Genomic DNA, 14,454 nt, shown 5'->3' with positions numbered 1-14,454 from the left:
AGTCCCCGCATGCCACCCACCACCCGAACGCTCCACCTGGCGGCCGAGATCGGCGGCCCCGCCCACTACGACCCCGCGCACTACGCCGAGCTGGCCGGGCTCGCCGAGAGCGGCGCCCTCGACTTCGTCACGCTCACCGACTCGCTGCTGCGCCCCGGGCTCGACGCGCTCGCCGTCCTCGCCCGCACCGCCCCCGCCACCGAACGCATCGGCCTCGTCCCCACTGTCACCACCACCCACACCGAGCCGTTCCACGTCTCCACCGCCGTGGCCACCCTCGACTGGGTGAGCCGGGGCCGCGCGGGCTGGGCCCCGGCGGTCTCCGCCACCGCGGCCGAGGCGCGCCTCTTCGGCCGCAGGCCCGCCGCGCCCGCCCCGCAGCTGTGGCACGAGGCCGGTCAAGTGGCCGACGTGGCGGCCAAGTTGTGGGACAGCTGGGAGGACGACGCGGAGATCCGCGACGTGTCGACAGGGCGCTTCGTCGACCGCGACAAGCTCCACTACGTCGACTTCACGGCCGACACCTTCTCCGTGCGCGGCCCCTCCATCGTCCCCAGGCCCCCGCAGGGCCACCCCGTGACCGTCGTGGACGCCACCAAACGGCACGCCAGGGCCGTCGCCGCGCGCCACGCGGACGTCGCCCTGGTCAGGGTCGAGGACCCGGCCGAGGCGGCGGCCGTACGCGCCGGGCTGCGCGCCCACGCCGCCGAGGCGGGCCGGGACCCGGACGACCTGCGGGTGCTCGCCGCGCTCGTGGTCGACCTGTGCGGCAGCGAGCAGCGCCACGAGCCCGGCCTGGAAACCCACGACGAGGAACCCGCGGCCTGGTACACCGGCGGCCCCGTCGGCCTCGCCGAGCTGATCGCGGACTGGCACGCGGCGGGCGCGGTCGACGGCTTCCACCTCACCCCGACCCACCCGCAGCGCGACCTGGAGCGCCTGGTCAACGGCACGGTCACGCTCCTCCAGCACCGGGGCCTGGCCCGCAACTTCTACCCCGGCGCCACGCTCCGCGAACACCTGGGCCTCTCGCGCCCCGCGAACCAGTACGCCACGGCGACGGCCCCGGCACGGGCCCGCGAGGACGCCGGGCCCCCGGCCGCGCCGGTCCCGGCAGGAGGCAGCATCCGATGACCCACCGCCCCATGCACCTCGCCGCGCACTTCCCCGGCGTCAACAGCACCACCGTCTGGACCGACCCCCGCTCCCGCTCCCAGATCGACTTCGCCTCCTTCGAAGCGCTGGCCCGCACCGCCGAGCGCGCCAAGTTCGACTTCTTCTTCCTCGCCGAGGGCCTGCGGCTGCGCGAGCACAAGGGCCGCGTCCACGACCTGGACGTGGTGGGCCGCCCCGAGTCGATCACCGTGCTCAACGCGCTCGCCGCCGTCACCGACCGCCTCGGCCTCGCCGCCACCGTCAACGCGACCTTCAACGAGCCGTACGAACTTGCCCGCAGGCTCGCCTCGCTCGACCACCTCAGCGCGGGCCGCGCCGCCTGGAACGTCGTCACCTCGTCCGACGCCTTCACCGGCGAGAACTTCAGGCGCGGCGGCTTCCTGGACCGCGCCGACCGCTACACGAGGGCCGCCGAGTTCGTCGCCGTGGCCCGCGGGCTGTGGGACTCCTGGACCCCGGACGGCACCCCGCGTCCCTTCGCGCACACCGGCCGCCACTTCGAGGTGTCGGGCGAGTTCACCGTCCCGCGCTCCCCGCAGGGCCACCCCGTGGTCATCCAGGCGGGGGACTCGGGGGAGGGCAGGGAGTTCGCCGCGTCCACCGCCGACGTCGTCTTCACCCGGCACGGCACGCTGGACGCGGGCCGCGCCTTCTACGCCGACGTCAAGGGCAGGCTCGCCGCGCACGGCCGCGCGCCCGACGACCTCAAGATCATGCCCGGCGTCACGGTCGTCGTCGGCGACAACGATGCCGACGCCCAGGAGAAGGCCGCCGAGATCCGCCGCCTCCAGGTCTCGCCGCAGAACGCCCTGCTCGCCGCCGAACAGGTGTGGGGCCGCGACCTCTCCGCGTACGACCCCGAAGGGCCGCTCCCCGAGATCGCGCCCGACCCGCGGTCCACCCTGGTCCAGGGCCGGGTGCGGATCGCGGACCCGGCGGCCGTCGTCGCGAAGTGGCGGGCGCTCGCCGGGGCCAAGGGCCTCAACCTGCGCCAGACCGTCATCGAGACCACCACGCGGCAGTCCTTCATCGGCTCGCCCGCGACCGTGGCGGCGGCCCTGGAGGAGTTCGTCGACCTGCGGGCCGCCGACGGCTTCATCCTCGTGCCCCACCTCACGCCCGGCGGGCTCGACGAGTTCGCCGACCGGGTCGTACCGCTGCTCCAGGAGCGCGGGAGCTTCCGCGCCGAGTACGACGGCACCACCCTGCGCCGGCACCTCGGGCTGCCCGAGCCCGTATGGAAAGGTTGATCCACATGAGTACGACAGCAGAGCTGAGCGCCTGGCAGGAGTGGCGCGCGGAGCGCACCGCCACCGTCACCGCCCCCTACGGCCCCCTCTCCCTCACCGGCACCCACTGGCTCGCCGACCACCCCGACGGCCGCGTCCCCGGCGTGCCGGGCCACTGGCGCGAGGACGGCGACGAGGTGGTGCTGACCGCGACCGCCGACGGCGCGCCGACCGTGGACGGCAAGCCCCTGACCGGGGAGGCGAGGCTCACCGCCGACCAGGGGGCCGTCGCCGACGCCCGGGTCGCGGACGGCGGACGGCGCCTCGTCGTGCTGCGCCGCGAAGGCCTGTGGGCCGTACGGGACTTCGACCCGGGTTCCGAGGCGCGCCGCACCTTCCCCGGCATCGAGGCGAGTGCGTACGACCCGCGCTGGACGGTGCCGGGCCGCTTCGCGCCGTACGGCTCGGGGGAGCGCACCGTGCGGGTGGAGAACGCCGACGGGCGCGAGCGGGACCTGGGCCTCGGCGGCGAGCTGACCTTCGCCCTGGACGGGACCGAGCACACCCTCCAGGTGTCCGTGGAGGCCGACGGCTCGCTGTGGGCGGTCTTCGCCGACGCGACCAGCGGAAGGGGCAGCTTCCGCTTCCGTTTCCTGCGTCCCGGCGCCCCGGCGGCGGACGGCTCGGTGACCGTCGACCTCAACCGCGCCGTACTGCCGCCGTGCGCGTTCGCGGCCCACTTCATCTGCCCGTTCCCGCCACCGGGCAACACCCTGGGCGTCTCGGTCGAGGCGGGGGAGAGGCAGCTGAAACAGGACTGACCTTCCGTCAATTCCCGGGGTAGAAGCGGGTGTTCCGGCCGACAGGCCCTCTTGCGCCACGTGGCCGGACCACCGAATACTCGCCAACAGCGCTTGTCAGGGGCACTGCACCAACTCGCGCCACTCCAGCCCCTCGGCTGCGCCTCACGGGTCCCCCCACCTAGGAGGAAAAGAGTGAGGATCAAGCGCACTACCCCCCGCACCGGTCCGGCCAGACGGACCAGGTTCACCGCTGTGGCGGCCGGCCTCGTGGCCGCGGCGGCCGTCACGCTCCCCACCGCCCACGCCGACTCGGCCCAGGTGTCCCGGACCTTCGGCGCGAGCGCGCTGAGCGCGGCGAGCGCGGCGGTGCTCGAAGCCGACGTCCCGGGCACCGCCTGGAGCGTCGACCCGAAGACGGGCTCCGTGTCCCTCACGGTCGACAGCACCGTCTCCGCGGCCGAGATAGCGAAGATCAAGCAGGCCGCGGGCGGCAACGCGGGAGCCCTGCGCATCGAACGCACGTCCGGCAGGTTCTCCAAGCTGATATCGGGCGGCGACGCCATCTACGCCACCAGCTGGCGCTGTTCGGCCGGATTCAACGTACGGGACGCCTCGGGCGCGTACTTCATGGTCACGGCCGGTCACTGCACCGACGGCAATCCGCCCTGGTACACCAACTCCTCCCGCACCACCAGCATCGGCCCCACGGCGGGCTCCAGCTTCCCCGGCAACGACTACGGCCTGGTGCGCTACAGCAACTCCTCGGTCTCCCACCCAGGGACGGTCGGCAGCGTCGACATCACCGGTGCCGCCAACGCCACCGTGGGCATGAGCGTCACCCGCCGCGGCTCCACCACCGGCACCCACAGCGGCTCGGTCACCGGGCTGAACGCCACCGTCAACTACGGCGGGGGCGACGTCGTCTACGGCATGATCCGTACGAACGTCTGCGCCGAGCCCGGCGACAGCGGTGGCCCGCTCTACTCGGGCAGCCGCGCCATCGGCCTGACCTCGGGCGGCAGCGGCGACTGCTCGTCCGGCGGCACGACGTTCTTCCAGCCGGTCACCGAGGCCCTGAGCGCCTACGGCGTCAGCGTCTACTGATCCACCGGCCGCCGCCGACGGCGGGCCACCGCCCCCGCCCGCACGTTTGCGGGCGGGGGCTCCCGCCCATACAGGTGACTTGAGAGGATGTTTCCGTGGTCATCCGTGGTCGAGGGTGCCGGACACGCCACGGGACCGAACGAAGCGGGGGCGGATGAAGCGCATCGGAGTGACCGGCCACCGATCCATGCCGCCCGAGGTCTACGCACACGCCAGAGCGGCCATCCGCGACGTCCTGCGGGGCCACGAGGGCGCCATGGAAGCGCTGTCCAGCCTGGCGGTCGGGGCCGACCAGCTCTTCGCGGACGTCGCCCTCGAATGCGGCGCCGAGCTGACGGTGGTCATCCCCAGCGGCGACTACGAGACGGGCTTCGCCGACAACGGCGAACTCGCCCGCTACCGCAGCCTCAAGGACCGCGCCACCCAGGAGGTCCGAATGGACTACGCGCACGCCACCGACGAGGCGTACTACGCGGCCGGGACCTTCATCGCCGACAACTGCGACCGCCTCATCGCGGTCTGGGACGGCCTCCCGGCGCGCGGCCGCGGCGGCACGGGCGACATCGTCACGTACGCCAGGGAAGTGGGCCGCCCCGTGACGGTGATCTGGCGCGACGGCGCGCGGCGCGGCTGAGCCCCGCCGCCCCGCCCCGCGTCGCCCCTTCCGGTGCCCGGTGCCCGGTGCCCGGTGCACCGTGTTCCTGCTGGTGCCGCGGACCGGCGCGCCGCCGGCCGGCGTGCCGTCACGTGCCCAGCTTCGCCAGCCAGTCCGTGTGCTGCGGCGAGCACAGCCGTTCCGTCTCGAACACCGCCGACGGCCACTGCCGCTCGGTGATCGAGGTCTCCATGGCCACCTGCATCGCCTCCAGGTCCTTCTCCACCAGGGAGTGCGCGGAGAGCAGCGGCTGGTGGCGGCGCATCTCGCTCCACGCGATGCAGGCCGCCGCCGCGGCCGACAGCGTCCCCGCCACGTGGACCGGGCCCGCGGTGCCGAAGGTGTGCAGGAGGCCGAAGAGGAGCGCCAGCACGGTGCACAGGGCGATCGCGGCCGACCACAGGGCGCTCGCCCGCCGGGAGACCTCGCGTCGGCGGTGGTACCACTTGCGCTGTTCGATGAGTCGATCTCTGACGTAGGTGTCCCTGCGCACTCCGAAGGACTTGGCCCGCAGCATTCGCATGGAATCGGTGATGACACCGTCGCTGTCGTCGGCCGCTTCGGCCAGGGATTCGCGAGGATCGGACCAGCCGACCTTCCGCAGTTCCTGGAGCCCCTCCTCCAGCCGCGCGGCGAACAGCGCCTCGGGGTGTGCGGACGCCGTGCCGAAGGGCGCTCCGTGCACGGCGTAGCGCCAGCAGAGTGATTTGATGAACTCGGCCGCGGAGCGGTTGAGTTGCCAATGCGACTTTGCTCTGCGGCGGTTGGCGAGGTAGCTCGTCGCCAGTGCGCCGGCGTAGGCGAGCACGCTCAGCGCGCTCAGGACCCGCTCAGGACCGCTCGGCTCGCCCTGCCAGCCGGGTGCGGCCAGTGCCGCGCCTGCGACCAGCAGTAACAGTTGCGTCCTAGTGGTGTTCACCGCCTCACGCTGCCGCGCGATCGCCACGGCGTCCGCATGGTGGAACAGTGTTGGCAGGTCAGCGTTCCTGAAGACCATACTTTGAAGTGGACCGGGAATCGCCGTCATGGTCACCCTCGTCTGCGGTTTTCTCTTTCACCCGATCGATTGAATTGCCACGGAATGGCGGATTCCCCATCTAGCCTGTCAGGGCCGTGTATCGGCGCTGTTGCAGACGGGCGGGTTCAGTTGCCATCAGTGGCCAAGAGAGTAAAGTCGTGCCGCCGGAGGCTGCAACGGTGCAGATCTCTCAGAAGAAAACAAACCCCCAAGGACGGCCGTGAACACCACTGAAACCTCTGTCTCCTTCGCCGTCGCGAAGAAGACTCGCGTGCCTCTGGGCGAGATCGATGTGCGCGGCGCTGAAGCGGCCCGGAAGCTCGGACGAGTCCTTCCCGCGTCGTTCGGTGCGCGCACGAAGGTCTCGACCTTCAACTCCGCCCTGTAGTAGCAGTCTGTAGTCACAGCATGCCCGTTCGGCCCGTCGTCGATCTCTGACGGGCCGGTCGTCGGTCCGGACCCGTCCGTGACGCCCGGACCGGCCGCATTCGAATGTCATGTGAACATGGAACGTACGGATTCCGTATAGCCCGTGACCGCTAGAATGGCGGAATGACAGGACCCCTGGTCCCATTCCGTGAGATCGTCCTGAAGGTGCACAGTAGGTGCGATCTTGCGTGTGACCACTGCTATGTCTACGAAGCTGCTGATCAGAGCTGGCGAGACCGCCCCAAAGTAATCTCCGAAGAAGCCGTCTCCGCGACGGCCCGGCGCCTGGCAGAGCACGCCGAAACCCACGCCCTGCCGTCCGTGTCCGTGATCCTCCACGGCGGAGAGCCCCTGCTCGCGGGCCCCGCCCGGCTGCGGTTCGTCTGCGAGGAGCTGACCGGAGCCCTCGACGGGATCGCCGATCTCGACCTCAGGATCCACACCAACGGCCTCCAGCTGAGCCCCCGTTACCTCGACCTCTTCCTGGAGTACGACCTCAAGGTCGGCATCTCCCTGGACGGGGACCGGGCCGCCAACGACCGGCACCGCCGCTACGCCGACGGGCGCAGCAGCCACCCCCTGGTCCTCAGGGCCGTCGAACTGCTGAACCAGGAGCCCTACCGCCGCCTCAACCTCGGCCTGCTCTGCACCATCGACGTGCGCAACGACCCCGTCGCCGTGCTGGACGCCCTCGTCGAGCTCGACCCCCCGCTTATCGACTTCCTGCTGCCGCACGCCACCTGGGACGAGCCCCCGATCCGCCCCGACGGCTCGCCCACCGCCTACGCCGAATGGCTCCTCGCCGTCCACGACCGCTGGGCCGAACGCGGCAGACCCGTCCCCGTACGGCTCTTCTCCTCGCTGCTCTCCACGCTGCACGGCGGCCCCAGCCTCACCGAATCCCTGGGGTTGGCCCCCACCGACCTCGTCGTCGTGGAGACCGACGGCTCGCTTGAACAGGTCGACTCGCTCAAGAGCGCCTACGAAGGAGCGGCGGCCACCGGCTTCGACGTGTTCCGCAACGCCTTCGACGAGGTCGCGGCCCACCCCGGGGTCAGGGCGCGGCAGCTCGGACTCGCCGGAGTCAGCGAGACCTGCCGCAGCTGCCCCGTCGTACGTTCGTGCGGCGGCGGCCTCTACACCCACCGCTACCGCTCGGACCGGGGCCCGGACGGCGGCCCGGCGGGCGGCTTCGACCACCCGTCCGTGTACTGCGCCGACCTCAAGGAGCTGGTGCACGGCATCGAGGCCCGCACCGCGCCCGCCGCCGTCGTGACCGACCCGGCCGAACTCGCCGACGCCCAGGGCGACCTGACCCGCACCCTGCTCGCCGGCCTCGACGCCGAGCTCGCGGGCCGGGGCGGCGAGCTGTGGGACGCGGCGTGGGAGGCGGCGCGGACGATCGAGGTCCGGGAGCCCGACGCGCTCGACGCGGTGCTCGCCCACCCCTACGCCCGCACCCGGCTCGTCGACGCCTACGAGCGGCCGGAGCGCGCCGGACGGCTGTCCGCGCTCGTCGCGGCGGCGGCCGTGCGCGCGGGCACCGAACTGCCGCTGCCCGTGGCGTACGAGGCGGGCGTGCTGCTCCTGCCCACCGTCGGCGCGCTGCGCGTGGGCGGGCCCGACGCGCACGGCACCGCCGAGGTCCGGGCCGCGGACAAGGGCTTCCTGGTGCGGATCGACGGCGCCGAGCGCCGGGTCGCCCGCCCCGACGAGACCGGCGCCCACTGGCGGCCCGTGCACCGGCTGGGCCGGGACGGCGCGCCCGACCTGGCGCTCGACGACCTCGACCCGTACCGCGACTGCTTCCCCGCCGCGGTCGCCGGGCCGCTCGGGCCGGCCGAGGCCGAGGACTGGAGCGCGCGGCTCGCCGAGGCGTGGGCGCTGCTGCGGCGCGGCGCGCCGGACGCGGCGGCGGCAGCGGCAGCGGAACTCACCACGCTGACCCCGGTCGCCGGGACGGACTGCGTGGTGGGCGGGCACGGCTACGGGGCGCTCGGCGTGCCGCTCGCCGGGAGCCCGGAGCAGTTGGCCGACGCGCTGCTGCGCGGCCACCGCAGAGCGCGGCTGCGGGCCCTGCTGGACGTCTGCGACCTGTACGCGCAGGACGGTTGGTGGCACCATCCCGCACCGTGGAGCGCCCGGCCCGTGCCGGTCTCCGAGCTGCTGGCGGGCGCCCACGAACGGGCGGTGCTCGCGGCCCGCGACCCCAAGGCGCGCGACGAGGTGCGCCGGGCACTGGTGACGCTGGCGGGCGCCGCCGAACTGACCGTGGACGGAAAGCGGCTCGTCGCGGCGATCGAAGCGGAAACGGAGGCCGAACCGGGATGAGGTCCTGGAACGAACCGGTGATCAATGCGGGCGCCGGGTTTCGTAAGCATTTCCGTACGGGCGAATAACGATTCCGGACGCCGTACCGTACCCGTCCCCTGCCGGAGGGGAATTGCGGTCGGCGAACGGGAAAGCTCAGGACTATGGATCCGTTTGCCGGGAACCAGCGTCTTCAGTGGGGTCGGCACGGACTTCCCGCGACGGCCGGTACACACGGGACAAGTGGGAAGAACGACCGCAAGGCTGTTTTCGATCAAGAAAGTAACCGGCGCAACCGGGTTCTGGATGACCGAAAAGCGGCGTTGAATGACCGAACGTCGTGGGGATGGAGCGCGTACTGCTCCGGAATGATTACTTCGCACGCAGGACGGGGGTTGTGTGAACGCATCACCGCAGCAGCGAATGACAGATCACCGGCCGTACTTCTTTCTCAGTTATGCCCATACGCCGGGAACCGGCGGCCAGGACCCCGACATGTGGGTGCAGCGGCTCTTCACCGACCTCTGCAACCACGTCCTGGCCATGACCGATCTCCCCGCGGGCACGCCCGCCGGATTCATCGACCGGGAGATCCGCTCGGGAGAGGGCTGGTCGGAACGGCTGGGCGAGGTGCTGGCCACCTGCCGGGTGTTCGTACCGCTCTTCTCGCCGCGCTATTTCGCCAGTGAGATGTGCGGAAAGGAGTGGTTCGCCTTCGCCCAGCGGGCGATCCAGCACCAGGCGCGCTCCAACAGGCCGGCCGAAGCCATCGTGCCCGCCCTCTGGGTTCCCGTACCGCCCGATCAACTCCCGGGCCCCGCCGAGCGGTTGCAGTTCAACCACCGCGACTTCGGGAACCGCTACGTCACCGACGGGCTCTACGGACTCATCAAACTCCGGATATTCGCCGAGGAATACGAGCGGGCGGTCTACGAACTGGCCAAACGCATCGTCAGCGTCGCCGACGGCACCCGGATCAGTCCCGGCAGAGCCGTCGACTACCGCCTCGCGCCCGCCGCGTTCGGCACTCCGCGCTCGGGCCCCAGGCCCATGCAGGTGACCATCGCGGCCGCCACCCGCCACGACCTGCCCGAAGGGCGAATACCGGACTACTACGGGGACGTTCCGCAGGACTGGAACCCGTACTTCCCGCTCGCCGCCCGCCCGTTGGCCTACGTCACGGAGGACCTGGTGCGCTCGCTCAACTACCAGCCCACCGTCACGTCCTTCGACGAGGAGTCCACCGCGTACGACGCCAAACAACCCCCCGACCGGCCGCAGATCCTGCTGGTCGACCGCTGGGCGCTGCAGGACGAGGACCGCAGACAGCGGCTGGCCGCCTTCGACGCCGAGCACCGGCCCTGGGTCACCATGATCGTCCCCTGGAACCGGGACGACCACCAGAGCAGGGCCGCCGAGGCCGAGCTCACCGCCAAGCTGGAAGCGACCATGCCGTCCAAGATGCGCCAGGGGCGCGCGGCCTGCCGCGCCGCCGCCAAGGGCGTGCCCAGCATGGAAGCCTTCGGGCAGCTCCTGCCCCAAGTGGTGGAGGCGGCGGCGCAGCAGTACCTGCGCCACGCGTTCATCCACCACCCGCCGGTCGGCGGCGGCCACCTCGAACGGCCCAGACTCACGGGTCCGGTGGCATCCGACTACGGCACCACGCGCTACATACCCGAGTCGCACCCGAGCGCGCCCGATGCGGAGGACCCGGATGACCGTCACCCGTAACACCCGCGACAGCCGAGACGCACGCGACATCCGTAACGGACGCATCGTCACCTTCTACTCCTACAAGGGCGGCACCGGCCGCACCATGGCCCTCGCCAACACCGCGTGGATACTCGCGGCCAACGGCAACCGCGTCCTGGCCGTCGACTGGGACCTCGAAGCGCCCGGCCTGCACCGCTTCTTCCACCCCTTCCTCGACCCCAACACCCTGCGCTCCACGACCGGCGTCATCGAGATGCTGACCGAGTTCCAGTGGGCCGCGATCAGGGCCGCCAACCGCTCCGAGGAGCGCTCGGAGGACTGGCCGGACGACTGGTTCCGCGAGTACGCCAGGATCCAGCGGCACGCCGTCTCGCTCAGCCCCGAGAACCTCGGCTGGGAGTTCCCCGCGGGCGGCACCCTCGACTTCGTCTCCGCGGGCAAGCAGAACCGCGACTACTCCGCGACCATCTCCAACTTCGACTGGGACAACTTCTACGACCGGCTCGACGGCGGCTACTTCTTCGACGCCCTGCGCGACGACATGAAGGCCAACTACGACTACGTGCTGATCGACTCCAGGACCGGCCTGAGCGACATCGCCGACATCTGCACCATCCAGCTGCCCGACGTCCTCGTCGACTGCTTCACCCTCAGCGACCAGTCCATCGACGGCGCCGCCGCCGTCGCCCAGCAGATCGCCGACCGCTACGGCGACCGGGGCATCCGGATCTTCCCCGTGCCCATGCGCATCGACGAGGGCGAGAAGGAGAAGGCCGACGCGGGCCGGGCGCTGGCCCGCCTCAAGTTCGACCGGTTCCCCGGCAACCTCGACCCCGACGAACTCACCGCCTACTGGGGCGCGGTGGAGATCCCGTACAGGCCCTACTACGCGTACGAGGAGACCCTGGCCACCTTCGGGGACGAGGCCGGGCTCACCAACTCGCTGCTGTCCGCCTTCGAACGGCTCACCTCCGTCGTCACCGACCAGCGCGTCACCACCATGCCGCCCGTCAGCGAAGAGGTCCGCATCAGGATCAGGGACGCCTTCACCCGGCGCCGCCCGACCCTGCCCGCCGACATCTACCTCAGCTACGTCGCCGAGAACCGCATGTGGGCCGACTGGATCGAGTCCGTCCTCACCCGGGCGGGCTTCCGGGTCGTGCCCCGCGACGCCTCCGCCGAACCGGGCCCAGGCGACGAGGACGCCGCCGCGTCCGCCGAGAACGCCGGCCGCACCCTGGTCCTGCTCTCCAGCGCCTACCTCAAGTCGCCCCGTGCCGTACGGGTCTGGGAGCAGGTCGCCGCCGACGACCCGAGCGGCGCCCGCCGCCAGTTGCTCCCGCTGCGCGTCGGCGACGTCCGCCTCGGCGCCGCCTACCTCGACCGCAACCCCGTCGACCTGTTCCGCCTCGACGAGGTGCACGCCACCGCCGCGCTGCTGCGCGCGGTCGACCGGCCCGTGCAGCTCCAGGACACCTCCAGCCCGGGGCCGCGGTTCCCCGGCACCGTGCCCAAGATCTGGAACGCGCCCCCGCGCAACGCGGGCTTCACCGGACGCTCGCTCGTGCTCGAACGGATGCGCGACCAGCTCGGCGGCGGCATGGCCGTCGTACTGCCGCAGCCCCAGACGCTGTACGGACTCGGCGGCGTCGGCAAGACGCAGGTGGCGCTGGAGTACGTGCACCGCTTCATGGCCGACTACGACCTGGTCTGGTGGATCTCCTCCGAGCAGGTCGACGACGTCGTCGCGGGCCTGGCCGAGCTGGCGATCAGGCTCGGCGCCCAGGGCGGCGACGACATGGCGGCCGCCTCGCAGGAGGCCATCGACCTCCTGATGCGCGGCGTGCCGTCCGACCGCTGGCTGCTGGTCTTCGACAACGCCGACGACCCCGAGCAGCTGAGCCGCTTCTTCCCGCGCGGCAGCAGCGGCGGCCACATCCTCGTCACCTCCAGGAACCAGACCTGGTCGCAGCACGGCGACGCGCTGCCCGTCGACGTCTTCCTGCGCGAGGAGTCCATCGAGCACCTCCAGCGGCGCGCCCCCGGGCTCTCCGTGGAGGACGCCGACCAGGTCGCCATCGCCGTCGGCGACCTGCCGCTGGCCGTCGAGCAGGCGGCGGCGTGGATCGCGGAGACCGCGACCCCTGTGGGGGAGTACCTGGAGCAGCTGGCCCGCCAGGCGTCCAGCGTGCTGGCCCTCAACCAGCCCGCGGGCTACCCGGAGCCGGTCGCCGCGACCTGGAACGTCTCCATCGAACGCCTCAAGGAGCGCTCGCCCGCCGCCGTGCGGCTGCTCCAGCTCTGCGCGTTCTTCGCGCCCGAGCCGATCTCCGCGAACCTCCTCTACAGCAAGGAGATGATCGACGCGCTCAAGCCGTACGACTCCTCGCTGGAGGAGAAGCTGGTGCTCGGCCGGGTCATCCGGGAGATCGGCCGGTTCGCGCTGGCCAAGGTCGACCAGGTGTCCAACTCCATCCAGGTGCACCGCCTCGTGCAGGCCGTCATCAGCTCGCAGCTCAGCGAACAGGAGCAGCAGGACGCCCGGCACGCCGTGCACCGCATCCTCGCCGGGGCCAGGCCCGACGACGACGAGCCGATAGACAACCCCGCGACCTGGCCGCGCTTCAACACCATCTGGCCGCACCTCGGCCCGTCCGAGGCCAGACACTGCAAGGAGCCCGAGACCCGCAGGCTGCTCATCGACCGGGTGCGCTACCTGTGGAAGCGCGGCGACTTCAGGACGGCGTACACCCTGGCGAGCGATCTGCGCGACGCCTGGCGCGAGAAGCTGGGCAACGACGACCGGCAGTACCTCTACCTGCGCTTCCACCTCTCCAACATCCTGCGCTCGCAAGGGCGGTTCGTGGAGGCCAAGGACCTCGACGAGCTGACCCTGGAGCGCCAGCGGCGGGTACTGGGCCCGACGCACCCGCACACGTACATGACCACCAGCGGCCTCGCGATGGACCTGGGCACGCTCGGCCAGTACGGCAGGGCGATGGAGCTGGCGACCGAGGCGCACGAGGGGTTCAGCCAGATCTTCCACGAGTCGCACCCGCGCACCCTGGCGGCCGCCAACAACCTCGCGCTCAACCTGCGCATGGTCGGGCAGTACTCCAGGGCGCGCGAGATCGACCAGGACGTCTTCGACCGGCGTACGGAGGTGCTGGGCGCGGACCATCCGTACACCCTCTCCTCCGCCTCCTCGCTCGCCCGCGACCTGCGCGAGGTCGGCTGGTACGAGGACTCGGTGGCGCTGCTCAGCCGGACCTACGACACCTACAAGGAGACGATGGGCCGGGCCTTCCCCGGCACGCTCAGCGCCGCCAAGTCGCTCGCGGTGTCGCTGCGCAGGGCCGGGCGGTTCGAGGAGGCGAGGCGGCTGACCACGGCCACCTGCGCCCGCTACCGCGCCAAGTACACCTCGCCCAACCCGGACTGGCTGGCCTGCGACCTGAACCTCGCGGCGGACCACTTCGCGGCGGGGGAGACCGTGCTGGCCAGGGACGCGGCGCAGGAGGTCGTCGACCAGTACATCAAGGTGCCGGGCGAGAAGCACCCGTACACCCTGGCGGCCCTCAACAACCTGGGCATCTACCAGGGCGCCTGCGGGTCGCTCGACGCGGCGGAGCAGATGTTCGAAGGGGTGATCCGGAGCATTTCCGAGGTGCTGGGCGCGGACCATCCGCACACCCTGTTCTGCACCGTCAACCTCGCCAACGTGAAGGCGGACATGGGCGAGGCGGAGCTGGCGCTGGAGATCGAGCGGTCGGCCGTCGAACGGCTCAAGGAGGTGCTGGGCGCGCACCACCCGGAGACGCTGGGCGTCATCTCCAACATGTCGGTGACGCTGGACGTGCTCGGCCGCAAGGACGAGGCGCGGCACCTGCGGGCCGAGACCGGGGACGAGCTGGCGCGGCTGCTGGGCGACGACCACCCGCTGACCCGGATCGCCCGTGACGAGCGCCGGGTCAGCCGCGACCTGGAGCCGCTGGCGGTGTAGTCCGCCGCGCGGTC

General features: G+C 71.6%; 10 protein-coding genes. 9 read left to right on the top strand and 1 reads right to left on the bottom strand.

Going from position 1 to position 14,454, the window contains the following annotated elements; translation table 11 throughout:
- Nucleotides 1-9: 9 nt before the first annotated feature.
- From ACIBNE_RS27840 to ACIBNE_RS27820, 5 genes are all read left to right on the top strand, one after another.
- A complete protein-coding gene (locus tag ACIBNE_RS27840; protein ID WP_399276183.1) occupies nt 10-1,134 on the top strand; it encodes an LLM class flavin-dependent oxidoreductase in 1,125 nt (374 codons plus the stop codon).
- An 11-nt stretch (nt 1,135-1,145) separates the two neighbouring features.
- Complete coding sequence (locus ACIBNE_RS27835; RefSeq protein WP_399276314.1) at nt 1,146-2,426, top strand: NtaA/DmoA family FMN-dependent monooxygenase; 1,281 nt, start codon at nt 1,146-1,148, stop codon at nt 2,424-2,426.
- A gap of 5 nt (nt 2,427-2,431) precedes the next feature.
- A complete protein-coding gene (locus ACIBNE_RS27830; protein WP_399276181.1) occupies nt 2,432-3,226 on the top strand; it encodes a DUF1684 domain-containing protein in 795 nt (264 codons plus the stop codon).
- A gap of 174 nt (nt 3,227-3,400) precedes the next feature.
- Nucleotides 3,401-4,312 (top strand): S1 family peptidase, encoded by a 912-nt coding sequence (locus ACIBNE_RS27825; protein ID WP_399276179.1) that lies wholly within the window; start codon nt 3,401-3,403, stop codon nt 4,310-4,312.
- A gap of 154 nt (nt 4,313-4,466) precedes the next feature.
- The gene (locus tag ACIBNE_RS27820) at nt 4,467-4,946 is read left to right on the top strand and encodes a hypothetical protein (RefSeq protein ID WP_399276177.1); all 480 of its coding nucleotides are present in this window, start codon (nt 4,467-4,469) and stop codon (nt 4,944-4,946) included.
- Between the two features lie 109 nt (nt 4,947-5,055).
- Here the strand turns inward: ACIBNE_RS27820 and ACIBNE_RS27815 are convergent, their stop codons facing one another.
- On the bottom strand, nt 5,056-5,964 hold the full coding sequence (locus ACIBNE_RS27815; RefSeq protein ID WP_399276175.1) for a DUF4231 domain-containing protein: 909 nt from the start codon (nt 5,962-5,964) through the stop codon (nt 5,056-5,058).
- Nucleotides 5,965-6,205: 241 nt separating this feature from the next.
- On the opposite strand from ACIBNE_RS27815, the gene fxsA reads away from it, so the two are divergent.
- The 4 genes from fxsA (at nt 6,206) to fxsT (ending at nt 14,440) form a co-directional block, all read left to right on the top strand.
- Complete coding sequence (gene fxsA, locus ACIBNE_RS27810; protein WP_399276173.1) at nt 6,206-6,373, top strand: FxSxx-COOH cyclophane-containing RiPP peptide; 168 nt, start codon at nt 6,206-6,208, stop codon at nt 6,371-6,373.
- Between the two features lie 164 nt (nt 6,374-6,537).
- The gene (fxsBH, locus tag ACIBNE_RS27805; protein ID WP_399276171.1) at nt 6,538-8,745 is read left to right on the top strand and encodes a radical SAM/SPASM protein FxsBH, inactivated beta-hydroxylase extension form; all 2,208 of its coding nucleotides are present in this window, start codon (nt 6,538-6,540) and stop codon (nt 8,743-8,745) included.
- Nucleotides 8,746-9,147: 402 nt separating this feature from the next.
- Entirely contained in the window at nt 9,148-10,455 is a 1,308-nt protein-coding gene (gene fsxC / locus ACIBNE_RS27800) for an FxsC protein (protein ID WP_399276169.1), read from the top strand.
- Nucleotides 10,439-14,440 (top strand): FxSxx-COOH system tetratricopeptide repeat protein, encoded by a 4,002-nt coding sequence (fxsT, locus tag ACIBNE_RS27795; RefSeq protein ID WP_399276167.1) that lies wholly within the window; start codon nt 10,439-10,441, stop codon nt 14,438-14,440. The genes fsxC and fxsT overlap by 17 nt, the downstream gene beginning before the upstream one ends.
- Nucleotides 14,441-14,454: the final 14 nt, after the last annotated feature.

The sequence above is a fragment of the Streptomyces sp. NPDC050504 genome, from assembly GCF_044458065.1.
Classification (GTDB): Bacteria; Actinomycetota; Actinomycetes; order Streptomycetales; family Streptomycetaceae; genus Streptomyces.
This window is presented reverse-complemented; position numbering and strand designations above follow the sequence as displayed.